This is a genomic window from Bacillus sp. RO1, from assembly GCF_012524115.1.
Taxonomy (GTDB): domain Bacteria; phylum Bacillota; class Bacilli; order Bacillales; family Bacillaceae_I; genus Sutcliffiella_A.
Genome location: NZ_JAAZWB010000071.1, coordinates 26232 through 47630 on the forward strand (window position 1 = coordinate 26232; position 21399 = coordinate 47630).

Consider the following 21399-nt stretch of genomic DNA (forward strand, 5'->3'; position numbering starts at 1 on the left):
TAAACAATTAGTTTGCTTTTATAGCACTTTTAATTGTGATTAAAGATTTTTTTGGACCAGGTACGTTACCTTTAACAAGTAATAGGTTACGTTCTACGTCTACTTTCACGATCTCAAGGTTCTGGATAGTAATGCGCTCTCCACCCATGCGTCCAGGTAATAGTTTACCTTTGAATACACGGTTTGGAGCAACAGGTCCCATAGAACCAGGACGACGGTGATAACGGGAACCGTGACTCATTGGGCCACGAGATTGGTTATGGCGCTTAATTGAGCCTTGGAAACCTTTACCCTTTGAGATTCCTGTTACATCTACTACATCGCCTTCTGCGAAAATATCAACTTTGACTTCTTGACCAACTTCTAAGTTAGCTCCACTGATTTCACGAATGAAGCGCTTAGGTGCTGTGTTCGCTTTAGCAACGTGTCCTTTTAAAGGCTTGTTCGCTAATTTATCGCGTTTGTCAGCAAAACCAATCTGAACCGCTTCGTATCCGTCTGTTTCAACAGTTTTAACTTGAAGTACAACGTTTGGTGTAGCTTCAATTACTGTTACAGGGATAAGATCGCCGTTTTCAGCAAAAACTTGAGTCATACCAACTTTTCTTCCTAAGATTCCTTTGGTCATCAGTCACACCTCCTAGATTAATTAAGTAATTTATTGATTAAAGCTTGATTTCGATATCTACACCAGATGGTAGGTCTAAACGCATTAAGCTGTCAACCGTTTGTGGTGTTGGATTAATGATGTCGATTAAGCGCTTATGAGTGCGCATTTCGAATTGCTCACGAGAATCTTTATATTTGTGTACCGCACGTAAGATTGTGTATACAGATCTTTCCGTTGGTAACGGAATAGGACCAGAAACAGTTGCACCTGAACGTTTTGCAGTTTCAACGATCTTCTCAGAAGATTGATCTAGAATTCTGTGATCATAAGCTTTTAAACGAATGCGAATCTTTTCTTTTGCCATTATTTTTCCCTCCTTTTTTCGCCTATATTATTGATAGACATTCTCCGTGAAAATTAACCTGTCACACTCGCCATGGCAAAGCGGCCGGGTGTGCCAGCAACCTTTCACATCATCGCAGTCAAAGACCAACATTACCTATTATACATGGTGTTAATAGACAATGCAACTATATTTCATAAATATCTCTGAGCACTTTTCATATTATAACGAGAAGTGAGGTTTATTGCAACAAGTGGGCAAGAGATTAATTTGTTTCAGTTTTTTCCAGTGGAAGGTGGATATTATTTATATAGAAGAAAGAGGGTAATTTGAATATTATCAATGATGTTGTATGGGGGTGTGATTCGGTGGTTGACCGGAGGCTACTGGTGGATGTGGTTGTATAATCATTATTAGTGACCGATGAGGGCTGCTAATGTCAATTGTCCGAAGTTTTCGTAAAGTTAGCCGAAGTTTCTTTGAAATTTACCGAAGAAATCCGATAGTTGACCGAAGTTTTTCAGAATTTGACCGAAACAAAAATTAAATTGACCGAACCTCTAGTAAGAGTTGTCTGAACAGACTTATAGATCGACCGAACCTCGCCTTTAAGTTAGTAGTTTTTGTCCGAAGGAAAGCGTAAAGTGACCGAACGTTTTTTGCAGCACATAAAACGAGGTGTTAATTATAAATATCTAACTATTATTAAACGTTTTTTTTAATGACTACTTTTCATTCGGTATATAACATTACCAGTATTCCAGGTAGCACCTCACCCTCCCCCGCTCCCTTAAAATCAAAACCAAAAAAACCGGCAACCCTCATTTGGGATGCCGGCTTATAAAAAGATCTATGATAGATCCAAAAATTACTCTTGGATAGTCGCTACAACACCAGCGCCTACAGTACGTCCACCTTCACGAATAGAGAACTTAGTTCCTTCTTCGATAGCGATTGGAGAGATAAGCTCAACAGTCATCTCAACGTTGTCGCCAGGCATAACCATTTCGATGCCTTCAGGTAGGTTACAAATACCAGTTACGTCAGTTGTACGGAAGTAGAACTGAGGACGGTAGTTTGTGAAGAATGGAGTGTGACGTCCACCCTCTTCTTTAGATAATACGTAAACTTCAGCTTTGAACTTTGTGTGTGGAGTGATTGTACCAGGCTTAGCTAATACTTGTCCACGTTGGATGTCGTCACGAGCAACCCCACGAAGAAGTGCACCGATGTTGTCTCCAGCTTCAGCATAGTCAAGAAGCTTACGGAACATTTCTACTCCAGTTACAGTAGTAGATTTAGGCTCTTCAGTTAAACCGATGATTTCGATAGTGTCACCAACTTTAACTTGTCCACGCTCAACACGTCCAGTAGCAACTGTTCCACGTCCAGTGATAGAGAATACGTCCTCAACTGGCATCATGAATGGCTTTTCAGTGTCACGAGCTGGTGTTGGGATGTAGTCATCAACTGCAGCCATAAGCTCAACGATTCTTTCTTCCCACTCAGCGTCTCCTTCAAGAGCTTTAAGAGCAGAACCTTTGATTACAGGAACATCGTCTCCAGGGAAATCGTACTCAGAAAGAAGGTCACGAACTTCCATTTCAACTAGTTCTAATAATTCTTCATCGTCTACCATGTCGCATTTGTTTAAGAATACTACTAGGTAAGGTACACCTACTTGACGAGAAAGAAGGATGTGCTCACGAGTTTGTGGCATTGGGCCGTCAGCAGCAGATACTACTAGGATTCCACCGTCCATTTGCGCAGCACCAGTGATCATGTTTTTAACATAGTCAGCATGTCCTGGGCAGTCAACGTGTGCATAGTGACGAGTATCAGTTTCGTACTCAACGTGAGCTGTAGAAATTGTGATTCCACGCTCTCTTTCTTCTGGAGCAGCATCGATCATGTCGTATGCCATTGCAGCACCTTTACCGCTCTTCTTAGCAAGAACAGTAGTGATTGCAGCTGTTAAAGTTGTTTTACCGTGGTCAACGTGACCGATTGTACCGATATTAGCATGAGTCTTGGATCTATCGAATTTCTCTTTACCCATTGTTATATCCTCCTTAGAATTTCATTAATTTTTATTTTATATGTTATTAACAAGTGATTTCCACTTATTAACCTACATACTATTTATAAAACAAGATTAGGTGAAAATCAATTATTCACCTTTATTTTTTTTGATGATTTCTTCAGAAATCGATTTTGGTACTTCTTCATAGTGATCGAAATGCATTGTGAATACTCCACGTCCTTGTGTGTTAGAACGTAGGGATGTTGCATATCCAAACATTTCAGATAGTGGAACCATAGCGCGAACAACTTGAGCGTTACCGCGAGCTTCCATACCTTCTACACGACCACGACGGGAAGTGATACCACCCATGATGTCTCCCATGTACTCTTCAGGTGTCACTACTTCAACTTTCATGACAGGCTCAAGGATTACAGGGTTACATTTGGATACTGCATTTTTAAGTGCTAAAGATGCAGCTACTTTAAACGCCATCTCAGAGGAGTCAACGTCATGGTAAGAACCATCAACCAATGCAGCTTTAACATCGATTAGAGGGTAACCAGCTAGTACACCGTTCGCCATTGCATCTTCAAGACCAGCTTGAACTGCAGGTACGTATTCACGAGGTACAACCCCACCTACGATTTTGTTTTCAAATTCGAAGCCTTTTCCTTCTTCGTTTGGTTCGAATTCGATCCAAACGTGTCCGAATTGTCCACGTCCACCAGATTGACGAGCAAATTTACCTTCAACCTTAGCAGATCCACGGAACGTTTCACGGTAAGCAACCTGAGGTGCACCAACGTTTGCTTCTACTTTGAACTCACGCTTCATACGATCAACTAGGATATCAAGGTGAAGCTCACCCATACCTGCGATGATTGTTTGACCAGTTTCCTGATCTGTATGCGCACGGAAAGTAGGATCTTCTTCTTGTAGCTTTTGAAGAGCAGTTGTCATTTTGTCTTGGTCAGCCTTGGATTTAGGCTCAACAGACAATTGGATAACCGGCTCTGGGAATTCCATGGACTCCAAGATAACTTGGTTTTTGTCGTCACATAGTGTGTCACCAGTAGTTGTGTCTTTAAGACCAACTGCAGCAGCGATATCTCCAGAATATACAACAGGAATCTCTTCACGGCTGTTTGCGTGCATTTGTAGGATACGTCCTACACGCTCACGCTTACCTTTAGTAGAGTTGATTACGTAAGATCCGGAGTTTAATGTACCAGAGTACACACGGAAGAACGTTAATTTACCTACATAAGGATCAGTCATAACTTTGAATGCAAGAGCAGCAAACGGGTTGTCGTCTCCAGATTCACGAGTTACTTCTTCTTCAGTGTCAGGAACGATACCTTTGATTGCAGGTACGTCTGTTGGCGCTGGAAGGTAATCGATAACAGCGTCAAGCATTAATTGAACACCTTTGTTTTTGAAAGCAGAACCACAGATTACAGGGTAGAAGTTAACGTCACAAGTACCTTTACGGATAGTCGCTTTCAACTCTTCAGTAGTAAGCTCTTCTCCTTCAAGGTATTTCATCATTAATTCTTCATCTAATTCTGCTACTGCTTCCACTAAGCGTTGACGATATTCGTCTGCTTTGTCTTTGTACTCAGCTGGAATATCTTTCGCTTCAGAACGAGTACCTAAGTCATCTTCGTAGTAGAATGCTTTCATCTCTACTAAGTCGATGATTCCTTCAAACTCATCTTCAGCTCCGATAGGAAGTTGAATTGGATGAGCATTAGCTTGAAGTCGATCATGGATAGTTCCTACAGAATATAAGAAGTCTGCACCGATCTTGTCCATTTTGTTAACGAACACGATACGTGGAACACCATAAGTTGTAGCTTGGCGCCAAACTGTTTCAGTTTGAGGCTCAACTCCTGATTGTGCATCAAGAACTGCTACCGCACCATCAAGTACACGTAGGGAACGTTCTACTTCAACAGTGAAGTCTACGTGACCAGGTGTATCGATAATGTTTACGCGGTGACCTTTCCATTGAGCTGTTGTCGCAGCAGATGTGATCGTGATTCCACGCTCTTGCTCCTGCTCCATCCAGTCCATTTGAGAAGCACCTTCATGAGTTTCACCAATCTTGTGAATACGTCCTGTGTAGAACAAAACACGCTCAGTTGTTGTTGTTTTACCAGCATCGATGTGAGCCATGATACCGATATTACGTGTTTTATCTAAGGAGAACTCTCTTGCCATAGTGTATTTCTCCTTCCTAAGTAACTAGATTTAATTTTATACCGAAAGCTGTTAAGTACTTGTCTTAACAGCTCCAGATAATATGTGATCTTACCAGCGGTAGTGAGCAAACGCTTTGTTTGCTTCTGCCATTTTGTGCATATCTTCACGTTTCTTAACGGAAGCACCAGTGTTGTTAGCAGCATCAAGGATTTCATTAGCTAAACGCTCTTCCATCGTTTTCTCTCCACGAAGACGAGAGTAGTTAACTAAATAACGAAGTCCAAGAGTTGTACGACGATCTGGGCGCACCTCTACAGGTACTTGGTAGTTTGCTCCACCTACACGACGTGCTCTAACTTCAAGAACAGGCATGATGTTTTTCATAGCTTGTTCGAACACTTCCATAGGTTCTTGTCCGGAACGCTCACCAACTAGTTTGAATGCGTTATAGATGATAGCTTGAGATTTTCCTCTCTTACCATCGATCATTAATTTATTTACAAGACGAGTTACTAATTTAGAGTTGTATAACGGATCTGGTAATACGTCTCTTTTTGCAACAGGGCCTTTACGTGGCATATTATTTTCCTCCTTTCGGGTAACTTAATGTTAAGCAGTTTGAAGTTTATTACTTCTTAGGTGCTTTTGGTCTCTTAGTACCATATTTAGAACGACCTTGCATACGGTTGTTAACTCCCGCAGTATCAAGTGCTCCACGAACGATGTGGTAACGTACCCCTGGTAAGTCTTTTACACGACCGCCGCGAATTAATACTACGCTGTGCTCTTGTAGGTTGTGACCGATACCTGGGATATAAGCAGTTACCTCAATTTGGTTAGTTAAACGAACACGAGCATATTTACGTAATGCGGAGTTCGGTTTCTTTGGAGTCATTGTACCAACACGAGTACATACACCACGTTTTTGAGGTGAAGACACATCAGTTTGAGCCTTCTTGAAACTGTTATAACCTTTGTTCAAAGCTGGAGATTTTGACTTTACAACTTTACTTGTACGTCCTTTGCGGACTAACTGGTTAATAGTAGGCATTAATATTTCCTCCTTCCTAGTGTTTTAAGACCACATATCCAGGTGGTTCATTTTTAGGTAAAAAACAAAGTCTTTGCGAATCTGCACTCACAAAAACAGTTTTTAATGAATGATCGCAACAGCGGAGGCACCCACTTCAATCCCGCAAGCTTTTCCGAGTTTTTTCATCGAATCGACTTTTAAGACTGGTATGTTGTGCTCATTGGCAGTTTGGACAACTTTCTGTGTGACAATCACATCAGCATCCTCTGCAATGACAACCTCTTTTACTGTTCCGGATTTCAGCGCCTTCACTGTTTGTTTGGTACCAACAATGAAGGTGTTTGCCTGCATCACTTTTTCATAAGACATTAACATATCCTCCAAAGCAACAGGTTATATAAGCACCTTTGCTATATTACCATCTCTATTTTTGAATGTCAACACTTTATCGAATAACATTGAAAAGATTGTCGGGGGATGCCCGACAATCTTTCTTTTATTCTACCGTTACAGGTTCTTCTGTGCCAACTTCTTTCGTAAGATCGAATTTGCGGTAGCGGTTCATACCTGTACCAGCTGGAACTAGTTTACCAATGATAACATTCTCTTTAAGACCTAGTAGCTCGTCACGTTTTCCTTTAATCGCAGCGTCTGTCAGGACTCTAGTCGTTTCCTGGAAGGATGCTGCAGATAGGAAGGAATCTGTTTCAAGAGATGCTTTCGTGATACCAAGTAATACCGGACGTCCAGTTGCAGGTGTTCTACCTTCAAGAAGTACACGTTCGTTTGCATCAGTGAATTGGTGAACATCAAGCAGAGTTCCTGGTAAAACATCTGTATCACCAGCATCAATAACACGTACTTTACGTAGCATCTGGCGAACCATAACCTCTACGTGCTTGTCACCGATTTCTACCCCTTGCATACGGTATACTTTTTGAACTTCAAGCAATAGATACTCCTGTACAGATACCATATCTTTCACTTTCAGTAGTTCTTTCGGATCGATAGAACCTTCTGTTAGTTCCTGACCACGAGATACTTCTGAATTTACGCCGACTTTAAGGCGACCAGTGTACGGTACTGTGTAGTTTCTCGTTTCCACTTCACCTTGGACAGTGATTTCTTGCTGACGGTCGCGACCTTCGTTGATGGAAGTAACTACACCATCAATTTCAGAAATGACCGCTTGACCTTTAGGATTACGCGCTTCGAAAATCTCTTGGATACGCGGTAAACCTTGAGTGATATCGTCTCCTGCAACCCCACCTGTATGGAATGTACGCATCGTCAACTGAGTTCCTGGCTCACCGATAGATTGGGCAGCGATAATACCTACTGCTTCTCCCACTTCTACTTCTAAGCCAGTCGCAAGGTTGCGGCCGTAACATTTTTTACATACACCATGACGAGTGTCACATGTAAATACAGAGCGGATCCAAACATCTTCCACGCCTGCTTCTACGATGGTTGTTGCAAGGTCTTCAGTAATTAAATCGTTACCAGCAACAAGAACTTCCCCTGTTTCAGGGTGCTTCACAGCTTTTCTTGCATAACGACCAACTAAACGTTCTTCTAACTTTTCTACTACTTCTGTGCCATCTTTCAGGGCAGTGATGTGCAGACCGCGGTCTGTTCCACAATCTATCTCACGAACGATAACATCTTGTGCCACGTCTACAAGACGACGAGTCAAGTAACCTGAATCGGCAGTTTTCAGTGCTGTATCGGCAAGACCTTTACGCGCACCGTGAGTAGAGATAAAGTATTCCAATACCGTTAGACCTTCACGGAAACTGGATTTGATCGGTAATTCGATGATACGTCCAGACGGATTGGCCATTAGTCCACGCATACCAGCTAACTGTGTAAAGTTAGATGCGTTACCACGGGCACCGGAATCACTCATCATGAAGATGTGGTTCAGGCGTGGCAAGGACGCCATTAGCAACCCTTGGATCTTATCCTTCGCAGCACTCCAGATGGAGATAACGCGGTCATAGCGCTCTTCCTCAGTGATCAAACCACGGCGGAACTGCTTAAGGACTGTATCAACTTTTGTTTGTGCTTCCACCAAGATTTCATCTTTCTCTTTAAGAACTACGATATCTGCTACACCAACTGTGATACCAGCTTTAGTAGAGTAACGGAATCCAAGGTTTTTCATGCGGTCAAGCATCTCGGATGTTTGCGTGATCTTGAAGCGTTTGAACACTTCCGCGATGATGTTACCAAGGATTTTCTTCTTAAATGGATCGATTAATTCTTGTGCTTGGATTGCTTCTTTTACATTCGCACCTTTTTCCACAAAGTACTTCTCAGGAGTGTTCACTTCTAAGTTGAACTTTGTAGGCTCGTTAATGTATGGGAATGACGGCGGCAGGATTTCGTTGAAGATCAACTTCCCTACTGTCGTAATTAAAAGCTTTTGTTTTTGCTCTTCAGTGAATGTTTCATTATTTAAGGAACCTGCATATACCGCTACACGAGTGTGCAGATGTACATAGCCGTTTGAATAAGCGATAAGCGCTTCATTCGTATCCTTAAATACCATTCCTTCACCTACAGCATTTTCTCGCTCTAGTGTTAAGTAGTAGTTACCAAGTACCATATCCTGGGAAGGTGTTACTACAGGTTTTCCATCCTTAGGGTTAAGGATGTTTTGTGCAGCAAGCATCAAGATGCGTGCTTCAGCCTGTGCTTCCGCAGAAAGAGGTACGTGAACAGCCATTTGGTCACCGTCAAAGTCCGCGTTGTATGCAGTACATACAAGAGGGTGTAGACGAATAGCACGGCCTTCTACTAGGGTAGGTTCAAACGCTTGAATACCTAGTCTGTGTAGAGTTGGTGCGCGGTTCAGTAATACTGGATGCTCCTTGATAACGGATTCCAATACGTCCCAAACCTCGGGTTGTACGCGTTCGATCTTACGCTTCGCACTCTTAATGTTATGTGCAAGCCCGCGTTCTACAAGTTCTTTCATTACGAAAGGCTTGAATAGCTCAAGGGCCATTTCTTTCGGTAATCCACATTGGTACATTTTCAAGTTAGGTCCTACAACGATAACGGAACGACCAGAATAGTCAACACGTTTTCCTAGTAAGTTCTGACGGAAACGACCTTGCTTCCCTTTCAGCATGTGAGAAAGAGATTTCAATGGACGGTTACCAGGTCCTGTTACTGGACGGCCACGGCGACCATTGTCGATAAGTGCGTCAACAGCTTCTTGTAACATACGTTTTTCGTTCTGTACGATGATGCTTGGGGCACCAAGGTCAAGAAGACGTTTTAAACGGTTATTACGGTTGATTACACGGCGATACAAGTCATTCAAGTCAGAAGTCGCAAATCGACCACCATCCAATTGCACCATTGGACGTAATTCAGGAGGAATGACAGGAAGTACATCAAGAATCATCCATGATGGTTCGTTGCCGGATCCTCTGAAGGATTCCAATACTTCCAGACGCTTAATTGCTCTTGTACGGCGTTGGCCTTGAGCAGTTTTAAGCTCTTCTTTTAGTGTATCTACTTCTTTTTCTAAGTCGATATCAAAAAGAAGTTTCTTGATTGCCTCTGCACCCATGGCAGCTTGGAATGTTTGACCATACTTTTCACGGTATGCACGGAATTCCTTTTCAGAAAGCAGTTGCTTCTTCTCCAAAGGAGTGTCGCCTGTTTCTGTTACCACGTAAGATGCAAAGTAAATAACTTCCTCTAGCGCACGTGGGGACATGTCAAGAACAAGACCCATGCGGCTTGGGATTCCTTTGAAGTACCAGATATGGGATACAGGAGCAGCAAGTTCGATGTGACCCATGCGTTCACGACGTACTTTTGCTCTTGTCACTTCTACACCACAGCGGTCACAAACGACGCCCTTATAACGGACACGCTTGTATTTACCACAGTGACATTCCCAGTCTTTTGTCGGACCGAAAATCCTTTCGCAGAATAACCCATCTTTTTCTGGCTTTAATGTACGATAGTTAATTGTCTCAGGCTTCTTGACTTCCCCGAAAGACCAGGATCTGATCTTGTCGGGTGAAGCAAGGCCTATTTTCATGTATTCAAAATTATTAACATCTAGCAAGGGGCCTACCTCCCTTATAATCTACAGGTTCTACCCAAATGCTTATCTTTAAAGTACTGTTGGCCATCAGTCTTTAGCGACAGTTTCTTTTACTTCTTCTACTTGATCTGAATCAAGGGAAATACCTTCGGAAGCTTGTTCTTCATCTTCCTCTAGATCTCTCATTTCTATCTCTTCTTCATCGCCTGACAGGATTTTTACATCCATACCTAAACTTTGAAGTTCTTTGATTAATACTTTGAAGGATTCAGGTACACCAGGTTCAGGTACATTTTCACCTTTTACGATCGCCTCGTACGTTTTCACACGTCCTACTACGTCATCGGATTTAACTGTAAGGATTTCTTGTAGTGTATATGCGGCACCATAAGCCTCAAGTGCCCATACCTCCATCTCACCGAAACGTTGTCCACCAAATTGCGCTTTACCGCCAAGTGGTTGTTGTGTAACAAGTGAGTAAGGTCCAGTAGAACGTGCGTGAAGCTTATCATCAACCATGTGCGCAAGTTTAATCATATACATGATCCCTACGGATACACGGCTGTCGAACGGCTCACCTGTTCTTCCGTCATACAATACTGTTTTCGCATCTCTTGCCATGCCAGCTTCTTCTAGTGTGCTCCATACGTCTTCTTCACGCGCGCCATCAAATACGGCGGAAGCAACGTGGATGCCCAATGTTCTTGCTGCCATTCCTAGGTGAAGCTCCAATACCTGCCCGATGTTCATACGAGAAGGTACCCCTAGTGGGTTTAACATGATGTCAATTGGTGTTCCATCTGGCAAGTAAGGCATATCTTCTTCCGGTAAGATACGGGAGATTACCCCTTTGTTACCATGTCGTCCGGCCATTTTATCACCTTCAGAGATTTTACGCTTCTGAACGATGTATGCACGAACTAGTTGGTTAACACCTGGTGGCAATTCGTCACCATCTTCACGGTTGAATACTTTTACATCAAGTACGATACCGCCACCACCGTGTGGAACTCTTAGTGATGTATCTCGTACTTCTCTTGCTTTCTCACCGAAGATTGCGTGTAATAGACGTTCTTCAGCAGTTAGTTCTGTAACCCCTTTAGGTGTTACCTTACCTACTAATAGGTCTCCGTCTTTTACTTCCGCACCCACTCGGATGATTCCGCGGTCGTCAAGGTTTTTAAGTGCCTCTTCCCCGACGTTCGGGATATCACGTGTGATTTCCTCTGGTCCAAGTTTTGTGTCACGTGCTTCTGACTCATATTCTTCAATATGAATGGAAGTGTACACATCATCCTTTACCAGACGCTCACTCATGATGATAGCATCCTCATAGTTATATCCGTCCCATGTCATGAAACCTACCATTACGTTACGGCCAAGTGCCAATTCACCTTTTTCCATGGATGGACCGTCTGCAAGGATTTCTCCTTTTGTTACAACGTCACCAACGGAAACAATCGGACGTTGGTTATAACAAGTACCTTGGTTGGAACGAATGAATTTAAGCATTCTGTACTTATCAAGGTTGCCTTTAACTTGTTGTCCGTCGACTTCTTCCATACGACGCACCCAAACTTCGCGGGCTTCTACTCGCTCTACAACACCAGGGTGTTTACAGATAACGGCAGCACCGGAGTCTTTTGCGGAAACGTGCTCCATCCCAGTACCAACAATCGGGGATTCCGGTTGCAATAAAGGTACAGCTTGACGTTGCATGTTCGCTCCCATTAGGGCACGGTTGGAGTCATCGTTTTCCAAGAAAGGAATACAAGCTGTCGCAGCAGATACAACCTGCTTAGGAGAAACGTCCATGTAGTCGATTCTCTCACTTACAACAACCGTGTTCTCTCCGCGGAAACGGGAAACAACATTTTGATCCAAGAATGTACCATCTTCACCAAGACGGGCATTTGCTTGGGCCACTACATAGTTATCTTCTTCATCTGCAGTCAAGTAATCAATTTGGTCTGTTACGCGGCCCGTTTCAGGGTCAACTCTTCTGTAAGGAGTTTCGATGAAACCAAATTTATTTACTTTCGCAAAAGAGGAAAGGGAGTTGATCAAACCGATGTTTGGTCCCTCAGGAGTCTCGATCGGACACATACGGCCATAGTGAGAGTAGTGAACGTCACGTACTTCAAAGCCGGCACGCTCACGCGTCAAACCACCAGGTCCAAGCGCAGACAATCTACGTTTATGTGTCAATTCAGCTAATGGATTCGTTTGATCCATGAACTGAGATAACTGAGAGCTTCCGAAGAACTCTTTAATAGATGCAATAACAGGTCTGATGTTGATCAATTGTTGCGGAGTGATGGTGTTCGTGTCCTGGATGGACATTCTCTCACGAACTACACGCTCCATTCTGGATAAACCGATACGGAACTGATTTTGAAGAAGTTCTCCAACAGAACGTAAACGACGGTTACCAAGGTGATCAATATCATCTGTATCGCCTACACCATGTAGAAGGTCAAAGAAGTAACTGATAGAAGCAATGATATCCGCAGGAGCGATATGCTTTACTTTTTCTTCAATAAAACCGTTGCCTAAAACGACGATTTCTTTTTCACCTTCTGCATCATTTGGTGCATATATCTTAATAGATTGCATAGGCACTTCATCTTCTACTACTCCACCGTGCGGATGGAAAGAAGTCAGGCCGATACCATCTTCAATGTTAGGTAAAATGCGATCTAAAGTTCTACGATCTAATAGCGTACCTTTTTCTACAATGATTTCCCCAGTTTCTGGGTCTACAAGTGTTTCAGCAATACGTTGATTGAAAAGTCTGTTCTTGATATGAAGCTTTTTATTAATCTTGTATCTTCCAACACTTGCCAAATCATAGCGTTTAGGGTCGAAAAATCTAGACTCTAATAAACTTTTTGCGTTTTCAACCGTTGGTGGTTCACCAGGGCGTAGACGCTCATATATTTCTAGTAATGCCTTTTCTGTGCTTTCTGTGTTATCCTTATCTAAAGTATTGCGAAGGTACTCGTTTTCGCCAAGAAGATCAATGATTTCCTGGTCGGAACCGAATCCAAGAGCACGCAAAAGAACCGTTACTGGTAGTTTACGAGTACGATCTATACGAACATATACAACATCTTTAGCGTCAGTCTCGTATTCTAACCATGCACCACGGTTTGGAATAACAGTAGCCGAAAAGCCTTTTTTACCATTTTTATCTACTTTTCCGCTGTAATACACACTTGGAGAACGCACTAACTGAGATACAATAACACGTTCTGCACCATTAATAACGAACGTACCAGTATCCGTCATCAACGGGAAATCACCCATAAATACATCCTGGTCTTTAACTTCACCAGTTTCTTTGTTAATGAGACGAACCTTCACACGTAAAGGAGCTGAGTATGTAACATCTCTTTCCTTTGATTCTTCAACAGAATATTTAGGTTCCCCTAAGCTATAGTCGATGAATTCTAAAGATAGATTTCCTGTGAAGTCTTCAATCGGGGAAATGTCATGAAACATTTCTCTTAACCCCTCATCAAGGAACCATTGATAAGAAGATGTTTGAATCTCTATTAGATTTGGTAAATCTAATACTTCACTAATGCGAGCATAACTTCTGCGTTGGCGGTGTCGTCCGTATTGAACTAGTTGACCTGTCAACTGATTCACCCCTCGTATCAAGCGTTATTAATAGTAGTTTAAAAAATATAAACCACTCAAAGCCAAACATAAAAAAACATTCAACATGGAAACAATGCTGCTTAAACGAATCCATGTTAAAAATAAAAAATGGTTTCAATACAGAAAACCACGTTTTTACAATCGCTCTATTGATTTTACTATCTTTTCCAAGCATACTAATTTTATACATGCAAAATACATAAAATTATTAGTGCTCAGAAAAATACATATTGGCATTAAACAATGCTACCATAACAAAAAAACCAAGTCAACCCTTTTTTGATTTGATGATGGAGTAGCCTTTTTTCTTTGTCACAACTTCCACTTCCTCAAACAATGATTCCAATTTCTCCATTGCAGAAGGAGCTCCCTGTTTCTTTTGGATCACAATCCACAGTTCACCTTTTGGCGCCAAATGCGTCCAAGCTTTTTCTAAAATTTCATGAACTACTTTTTTACCAGCGCGGATCGGAGGATTAGAAAGTATTGCCGCATAGTCGGTGGTAGTGACATTTTCATAGATATCACTAGTGAAAACCGTGATGTTTTCCACTTTGTTAACAGAACCGTTTTCTTTGGCAAGTTCGACAGCTCGTTCATTGACATCAATCATGTCCACGTGACGATGTGGATAAAATTTTGCAAGAGACAATCCAATCGGACCATATCCACAGCCAACATCCAGAATGCGACCTTCCACTTCCGGTTCTTCAAAAGCCTCTATCAGCACTTTTGATCCAAAGTCCACTTCTTTTTTTGAAAAAACACCGCTATCCGTTATGAAAGAAAAGTTGTTACCTTTCAAATCAAATTTCCATTGTTGACGGTTGCTTTCCACAGATGGCTTGTTTGTATAATAATGATTCGTCATATTTAGTCTCCTTATCTGAAAAGCTATCACTAACTTTTCACCAAATCAACTTCATATATTAGCACCCTTGAAAAAGACAGTAACCAGGCGGTCCTTACGTCAAGTGTGGCACCGTTTAAAAAAAGCCCGCTAACACGTAGCGAGCTTTCCTTTTAAAGAGCCTGTAATTACTTAACTTCTACAGTTGCTCCAACTTCTTCAAGTTTAGCTTTGATTTCTTCAGCTTCTTCTTTAGCAACGCCTTCTTTAAGAGCTTTAGGAGCGTTATCTACAACTTCTTTAGCTTCTTTAAGACCAAGGCCAGTGATTTCACGTACTACTTTGATAACCTTGATTTTTTGTCCACCAGCGTTAGCTAGTACTACGTCGAATTCAGTTTGCTCAGCAGCAGCTTCAGCAGCTCCGCCACCAGCTACAGCTACAGGAGCAGCAGCAGTTACACCAAATTCTTCTTCGATTGCTTTTACTAGGTCGTTTAGTTCTAAAACAGTCATATTTTTAACCGCTTCAATGATTTGTTCGTGTGTCATTGTTAATTTCCTCCTTAGATATTATAAGTTTTATTGTTTTTTCTTACTTAACTTGCTAGATCGAAATTAAGCGCCTTGCTCTTCTTTTTGATCTGCAACTGCTTTCGTAACAAGAGCCAAGTTGCGGATTGGAGCTTGAAGGACGCTAAGCAACATGGAAAGAAGACCTTCGCGGGATGGAAGTTCAGCAAGAGCTTTCACTTCTTCAACCGTTGCAACATTTCCTTCGATTACACCAGCTTTGATTTCTAATGCTTCGTGCTTTTTCGCGAAGTCATTAAGGATCTTAGCAGGAGCTACTACATCTTCAGTAGAGAATGCGATAGCGTTAGGTCCTGTTAATGCGTCGTTAAGTCCGTTGATGTCTGCTGCTTCAGCCGCACGGCGAGTTAAAGAGTTTTTGTAAACCTTGAACTCAACACCTGCTTCACGAAGTTGTTTACGAAGTTCAGTTACTTCCGCAACGTTAAGTCCACGGTAGTCAACTACGATAGTAGATACAGAACCTTTAAACTTGTCAGCGATTTCTCCAACAGCTTGTTTTTTTACTTCAACTGCTTTGCTCATCGTTACACCTCCTAAAAAGTTGGTTACCACTTATACCGACCGGTGTACATAAAGAATGCCTCCACGCAGGTGGAGGCAGAAGTTTTATCGTTAAAAGCACAAGGCTTTATATCGTAAAAATTCACACCTCGGTAGGAAATTAAGCCAATCGGCACCTACTGTCTACGGTACAAACAATATCATTTTTATAAACACAACGATTATTATAACCGTCTAGTTATCTTGTGTCAATATGTTAGTTTTTGGTAGCTACGAAAGTAGAAGCATCAACTTTTACTCCAGGGCCCATTGTAGAAGTAACAGCAATGTTCTTCATGAATGTACCTTTTGCAGCAGCCGGTTTAGCTTTTAGTAAAGTCTCATAGATAGTTGTGAAGTTTTCAACAAGCTTCGTATCTTCGAAAGAGATTTTACCAACTGGTACGTGGATGTTACCGGATTTATCAAGACGGTATTCAACTTTACCAGCTTTGATCTCGTTAACAGCTTTAGTTACATCAAATGTAACTGTACCAGTTTTAGGGTTTGGCATTAAACCTTTAGGTCCTAATACGCGTCCTAGTTTACCAACTTCACCCATCATGTCTGGTGTAGCAACGATTACGTCGAAATCGAACCATCCTTGGTTGATTTTCGCGATCATGTCAGCATCCCCAACATAGTCAGCTCCAGCAGCTTCTGCTTCTTTCGCTTTTTCGCCTTTAGCGAAAACTAGGACTTTTTGAGTTTTACCAGTTCCATGAGGAAGCACTACTGCTCCACGGATCTGTTGGTCATTTTTACGAGGGTCAACTCCAAGACGGAATGCAACTTCCACAGTAGCGTCGAACTTCGCAGTGTTTGTTTTCTTAACTAATTCGATAGCTTCGTTAACAGAGTAAGCCGTTTGACGGTCTACAAGTTTCGCAGCTTCGATGTACTTTTTACCTCTTTTAGCCATTTTAAACGTCCTCCTTATGTGGTTTTAGCGGAATAACCTCCCACGAATAAAGGTTGCGAATTGGCCATAAACCAAAATCCGCAACCCTGAACAGCAGTTAAATCAAAAGCAATGGGATTAGTCTTCGATGACGATACCCATGCTACGAGCAGTACCTTCAACCATGCGCATTGCAGCTTCTACGCTTGCAGCGTTTAGATCTGGCATTTTCGTCTCCGCAATTTCGCGTACTTTATCACGCTTAACTGTTGCAACTTTATTACGGTTTGGTTCACCAGAACCAGACTCAATACCAGCTGCTTTTTTAAGTAAAACTGCAGCAGGTGGAGTTTTCGTAATAAATGTAAATGAACGGTCTTCAAAAACCGTGATTTCAACAGGGATAATCAATCCAGCTTGATCTGCTGTACGAGCGTTAAACTCTTTACAGAAACCCATGATGTTAACACCTGCTTGACCTAGTGCTGGTCCAACTGGTGGTGCTGGGTTAGCTTTCGCTGCTGGAATTTGTAGCTTTACCATTTTTATTACTTTTTTAGCCACGAGACACACCTCCTTAAGTCCGTGATGTGGTATCTGGGATTTCTCCCTCCCACTCAACTCATTCTTTATATATTTAATAAAGAATATTTTTTATTAATAGTCTCTGTTTCAGAGACATACTGACCTTTGAAATAATATCATTTTTACGAAACTATTTCAAGTTTTTTTACATTATAATTTTTCAATCTGTGTAAAGTCAAGCTCCACAGGGGTTTCACGGCCGAACATATTCACTAGAACTTTCACTTTATGCTTGTCTTTATCCAGCTCTACGATGTGGCCAGTGAAGTTTGCAAATGGTCCTTCTGTTACTTTTACGGATTCTTTCAAATCGAAGTCTACTTCTACTTGCTTTTCCATCATGCCCATTCTCTTCAGAATGAATGCAATTTCATCATCCAATAGAGGTGTTGGCTTGGAACCGGAGCCGCTTGATCCTACGAAACCTGTTACTCCAGGTGTGTTACGTACAACATACCAAGAGTCGTCAGTCATGACGATTTCTACTAGAACGTAACCTGGGAAAACTTTTTTCTTGGTTACTTTCTTTTTGCCGTTTTTGATGTCTGTTTCTTCTTCTTCAGGAACTACGACACGGAAGATCTTGTCTTGCATCCCCATCGATTCTACTCGTTTTTCTAAGTTCGCTTTTACTTTATTCTCATATCCGGAATAAGTATGAACAACGTACCAGTTTTTCTCCATTGTTTAGGACTTGTGTCCGTCCCTCCCTTTTCTAGCATTTTATTTTTGAGACTATAAATGGTAATCATCAGGATTCCGTTGGACTCCCTGTTGATTTCCGTTATGGGTGTTCGCTTTCCTAGGGGCGGTGCTTGAGCCTCCTCACAACGCTCGGGGGTCTCAAGCTACCGCTATCTCCCTCAGGAGTCTCACACCCTTCACTACAATCAACAGGGGTAGTTTGGTTAATCACCAAGAATACTGCCTATTAAAAATCAGTGAAACTAGCAAAACACCGTGGTGTTTTTTCCCAAATGAAAAAACCCGTTGAACGGGCTTTTTGTCAGAAAGTATTATTTACATTATACCATGATATAACATTACTTATTCAAGAGCAAAAGGAATAAGGAAAAAATTATTGTTTGCTCTTAAGTGATTAGTTAATCAAAGCACGGATTAACTCGGAAATACCTAAGTCAATAACCCAGAAAAACACTGCTACAAACAATACTGTTGTTACTACTGTAATTGTGTAGCGAGTTAGTTCTTGGCGTTTTGGCCAGCTTACTTTTTTCATTTCGCGAGCTACATCACGAAAAAAATTAGTCAAACGTCCCATCCATGTAACCTCCAACCCCAGATAGTGATCTATTTTGTCTCCCGATGAACGGTGTGAGCATTACAAACTTTACAAAACTTCTTTATCTCTAATCGCTCTGCGCTTTGTGATTTTCCTTTCACTGTTGAATAGTTGCGGGAAGAGCACGTCGCGCAAGCAAGTGCTACCTTACTTTGCATGTGTTACACCACCAAAACATAGATGTCCCTAAAAATGTAACATAGGCGTAATAATTAGTCAATGTGATTTGAAGGCGCCACCATTCGGTATTTTGGCCTACGAGATGTAACTGTTTATAACGTGATCTCTCTCAGCTCCAAGTACCTTTCTAACTTACGTTTAACCCTTTGTAATGCGTTGTCGATGGATTTTACATGCCGGTTTAAATCTTCTGAAATTTCCTGATAGGAACGTCCGTCCAGGTAAAGGGCAAGAACCTTTCTCTCAAGGTCGCTCAGCAACTCCCCCATCTTAACTTCTATATCATCAAATTCCTCTTGATTTATGATTAATTCTTCAGGGTCCATAACCTTAGCACCCGAAATGACATCCATTAATGTGCGGTCCGATTCTTCGTCATAGATAGGCTTGTCCAATGATACGTACGAATTCAATGGAATATGCTTCTGTCTTGTAGCAGTTTTAATCGCAGTAATGATTTGTCTTGTAATGCATAGTTCGGCAAATGCCTTGAAAGAAGTCAACTTGTCCTCTTTAAAGTCTCGGATTGCCTTGTATAGACCTATCATCCCTTCTTGCACAATATCCTCGCGATCTGCACCAATAAGAAAATAGGATCTAGCCTTCGCGCGAACGAAGTTCTTATACTTGTTGATTAAATAGTCTAGCGCTTCACTATCACCTAAATGCACAAGTTCTACCATCTGTTCGTCTTCCATAAGCTCTAATATCCTGTTAGCATTTCTTGGATCGCTCACTATCACACCTATCCCTCCGACTGAATCAGTAGATAGAAATATTATACAGTAGGCATAAATTGACCGTCAACCACTCATCGCTGTCCTCGGCGCCATTTTTCGAAAATTGCTGAAATTTCATGGTCCAGTTCAATGCGTTTTGACGGCTTTTCGTTGGTAAATTTTGTTACGCGTTTTTTTATTCTTTCCTCGATAGCGTTTGACTCATTTAACAGTTCACGAGCAGATTTCCGCAACGCACCTTGACCGAAGATAGCCCATTGTTCTGTAAAGTCAGAAGTGGCAACATGAATTTGTGTGCGGATGTCACTTAAGCTGATTGCGAGTTTTTCGATCCTTTCATCGGCTGTTTCGTTTTCACGAGTATAAATGACTTCCACGCGATGATTTTTGTACTTTGTCTCTATTCCCTGTGACATATGTGCATCAAAAACAATAATTACCTTGTAGCCTGTATACGCCTGGTACTCTGCCATTCTAGAAATAAGGATATCACGGGCCATTGCGAGATCCTGATCTTTCAAAACCCTTAGCTCCGGCCACGCACCGATAATGTTATATCCATCTACCAGTAGAATATCCATTCTTCCTTACTCTCCTGCCGACAATCTTTTGCGGAAAACCTCATACATTAATAAACTTGCTGCTACTGATGCATTTAATGACGTGACTTTTCCTACCATCGGTAAAGATACAAGAAAATCGCATTTTTCTTTTAAGAGTCTGGCCATTCCTTTTCCTTCACTGCCGATGATAAGCCCAAGCGGCAAGGAGCCATCCATTTTCGTATAATCAACCGTTCCTTTTGCATCTGTACCGAAGATCCAAAGCCCTCGCTCTTTCAGCTCGTCCACTGTTCGGGCAAGATTGGTTACTCTCACAACCGGTATATGCTCAATGGCACCTGTGGAGGCTTTAGCAACTGTTGCAGTCAAACCTACCGCTCTGCGCTTAGGTATGATGATGCCGTGTGCCCCTACTGCATCTGCTGTACGCATGATGGAACCTAAGTTATGGGGATCTTCAATCTCATCAAGAATCAGAAAGAATGGATCTTCGTTTCGCTGTTCTGCAGCTTTATACAAATCGTCAAGCTCTGCATAGTCATAGGCAGCGACAGAAGCGACGACGCCTTGATGATTTCCCTCCACCATCTGGTCAATTTTTTTACGGGGAACGAATTGTACAAGAACATTCGCTTCCTTTGCCATGGCAATCACTTGTTGGATAGAGCCTTTTTGACCACCTTCTGCAATCCATAGCTTGTTGATTTCTCGATTCGATTTAAGTGCTTCTAGGACCGGGTTTCTTCCCATAATGAATTCTTTTGTCATCTCTATTCACCTCTCTTGCTGTCTACCAGTTCTATGCAGGTAAACACGATTTCTTCCATGCGGTCTATGTCTTCACGTAAATAATGATAGCCGATCAGCGCTTCAAATGCGGTAGAGTAGCGGTATGTCTGCACGTCCGTATTTTTTGGTACGGAACCGGACTTGGCATTGCGCCCCCGCCTGATCACACCTTGTTCTTCTTCGGTAAAAAATTCACGCTCCATCAGTTGGTGAAGCAGATGTGCCTGCGATTTCGCAGACACATAGTTTGTTGCAGCCCGGTGCAACTGGTTTGGGCGAATCTTTCCGGATTTCAAAAGGTGGTGGCGGATGTATCCTTCATACACCGCATCCCCCATATAGGCAAGCGCTAGACTATTTAATTGCTTAGCATCTACTTGTGTTTTGCTCATTCAGA

General features: G+C 42.0%; 21 protein-coding genes and 1 other annotated feature. All 21 genes read right to left on the minus strand.

Annotation, left to right across the window (positions count from 1 at the left end; genetic code table 11):
- Positions 1-7 precede the first annotated feature (7 nt).
- The 21 genes from rplC to HC179_RS10575 all read right to left on the minus strand — a co-directional run bounded on the left by rplC (position 8) and on the right by HC179_RS10575 (position 21394).
- A complete protein-coding gene (gene rplC, locus HC179_RS10475; RefSeq protein WP_168864269.1) occupies positions 8-628 on the minus strand; it encodes a 50S ribosomal protein L3 in 621 nt (206 codons plus the stop codon).
- A gap of 37 nt (positions 629-665) precedes the next feature.
- Entirely contained in the window at positions 666-974 is a 309-nt protein-coding gene (rpsJ, locus tag HC179_RS10480; RefSeq protein ID WP_010191483.1) for a 30S ribosomal protein S10, read from the minus strand.
- An 847-nt stretch (positions 975-1821) separates the two neighbouring features.
- Positions 1822-3012 carry an elongation factor Tu gene (gene tuf / locus HC179_RS10485; RefSeq protein ID WP_168864270.1) on the minus strand — a complete coding sequence of 397 codons (1191 nt, stop codon included), beginning with the start codon at positions 3010-3012 and terminating at the stop codon, positions 1822-1824.
- Between the two features lie 111 nt (positions 3013-3123).
- Entirely contained in the window at positions 3124-5202 is a 2079-nt protein-coding gene (gene fusA / locus HC179_RS10490) for an elongation factor G (RefSeq protein WP_168864271.1), read from the minus strand.
- A 90-nt stretch (positions 5203-5292) separates the two neighbouring features.
- A complete protein-coding gene (gene rpsG, locus HC179_RS10495; protein ID WP_010191480.1) occupies positions 5293-5763 on the minus strand; it encodes a 30S ribosomal protein S7 in 471 nt (156 codons plus the stop codon).
- 49 nt (positions 5764-5812) lie between these two features.
- Entirely contained in the window at positions 5813-6235 is a 423-nt protein-coding gene (gene rpsL / locus HC179_RS10500) for a 30S ribosomal protein S12 (protein ID WP_010191479.1), read from the minus strand.
- Positions 6236-6337: 102 nt separating this feature from the next.
- The gene (locus HC179_RS10505) at positions 6338-6586 is read right to left on the minus strand and encodes a 50S ribosomal protein L7ae-like protein (protein ID WP_010191478.1); all 249 of its coding nucleotides are present in this window, start codon (positions 6584-6586) and stop codon (positions 6338-6340) included.
- Positions 6587-6713: 127 nt separating this feature from the next.
- Complete coding sequence (rpoC, locus tag HC179_RS10510; RefSeq protein WP_168864272.1) at positions 6714-10310, minus strand: DNA-directed RNA polymerase subunit beta'; 3597 nt, start codon at positions 10308-10310, stop codon at positions 6714-6716.
- Between the two features lie 66 nt (positions 10311-10376).
- A complete protein-coding gene (gene rpoB / locus HC179_RS10515; protein ID WP_060666610.1) occupies positions 10377-13934 on the minus strand; it encodes a DNA-directed RNA polymerase subunit beta in 3558 nt (1185 codons plus the stop codon).
- Positions 13935-14223: 289 nt separating this feature from the next.
- A complete protein-coding gene (locus tag HC179_RS10520) occupies positions 14224-14826 on the minus strand; it encodes a class I SAM-dependent methyltransferase (RefSeq protein WP_168864273.1) in 603 nt (200 codons plus the stop codon).
- A gap of 167 nt (positions 14827-14993) precedes the next feature.
- Positions 14994-15356, minus strand: a complete 363-nt coding sequence (gene rplL, locus HC179_RS10525) for a 50S ribosomal protein L7/L12 (RefSeq protein WP_168864274.1) — start codon at positions 15354-15356, stop codon at positions 14994-14996.
- A gap of 66 nt (positions 15357-15422) precedes the next feature.
- Positions 15423-15923: a 50S ribosomal protein L10 gene (rplJ, locus tag HC179_RS10530; protein WP_010191469.1), complete on the minus strand. Its 501-nt coding sequence runs from the start codon at positions 15921-15923 to the stop codon at positions 15423-15425.
- A 40-nt stretch (positions 15924-15963) separates the two neighbouring features.
- Positions 15964-16109 (minus strand) — a sequence feature (ribosomal protein L10 leader region).
- 49 nt (positions 16110-16158) lie between these two features.
- Positions 16159-16863, minus strand: coding sequence for a 50S ribosomal protein L1 (gene rplA / locus HC179_RS10535; protein WP_168864275.1), 705 nt, complete (start codon positions 16861-16863; stop codon positions 16159-16161).
- A 117-nt stretch (positions 16864-16980) separates the two neighbouring features.
- On the minus strand, positions 16981-17406 hold the full coding sequence (gene rplK, locus HC179_RS10540) for a 50S ribosomal protein L11 (RefSeq protein WP_148990097.1): 426 nt from the start codon (positions 17404-17406) through the stop codon (positions 16981-16983).
- Between the two features lie 171 nt (positions 17407-17577).
- Positions 17578-18111 (minus strand): transcription termination/antitermination protein NusG, encoded by a 534-nt coding sequence (gene nusG, locus HC179_RS10545; protein ID WP_060666616.1) that lies wholly within the window; start codon positions 18109-18111, stop codon positions 17578-17580.
- A gap of 415 nt (positions 18112-18526) precedes the next feature.
- On the minus strand, positions 18527-18709 hold the full coding sequence (gene secE, locus HC179_RS10550) for a preprotein translocase subunit SecE (protein WP_010191465.1): 183 nt from the start codon (positions 18707-18709) through the stop codon (positions 18527-18529).
- Between the two features lie 29 nt (positions 18710-18738).
- Positions 18739-18888 carry a 50S ribosomal protein L33 gene (rpmG, locus tag HC179_RS10555; RefSeq protein ID WP_010191464.1) on the minus strand — a complete coding sequence of 50 codons (150 nt, stop codon included), beginning with the start codon at positions 18886-18888 and terminating at the stop codon, positions 18739-18741.
- Positions 18889-19002: 114 nt separating this feature from the next.
- Positions 19003-19608: an RNA polymerase sporulation sigma factor SigH gene (sigH, locus tag HC179_RS10560; protein WP_087942026.1), complete on the minus strand. Its 606-nt coding sequence runs from the start codon at positions 19606-19608 to the stop codon at positions 19003-19005.
- A 113-nt stretch (positions 19609-19721) separates the two neighbouring features.
- Entirely contained in the window at positions 19722-20231 is a 510-nt protein-coding gene (locus HC179_RS10565) for an NYN domain-containing protein (protein WP_060666617.1), read from the minus strand.
- Between the two features lie 6 nt (positions 20232-20237).
- On the minus strand, positions 20238-20981 hold the full coding sequence (rlmB, locus tag HC179_RS10570; protein ID WP_060666618.1) for a 23S rRNA (guanosine(2251)-2'-O)-methyltransferase RlmB: 744 nt from the start codon (positions 20979-20981) through the stop codon (positions 20238-20240).
- 2 nt (positions 20982-20983) lie between these two features.
- Positions 20984-21394 carry a Mini-ribonuclease 3 gene (locus tag HC179_RS10575; RefSeq protein WP_168864276.1) on the minus strand — a complete coding sequence of 137 codons (411 nt, stop codon included), beginning with the start codon at positions 21392-21394 and terminating at the stop codon, positions 20984-20986.
- Between the last annotated feature and the right edge of the window lie 5 nt (positions 21395-21399).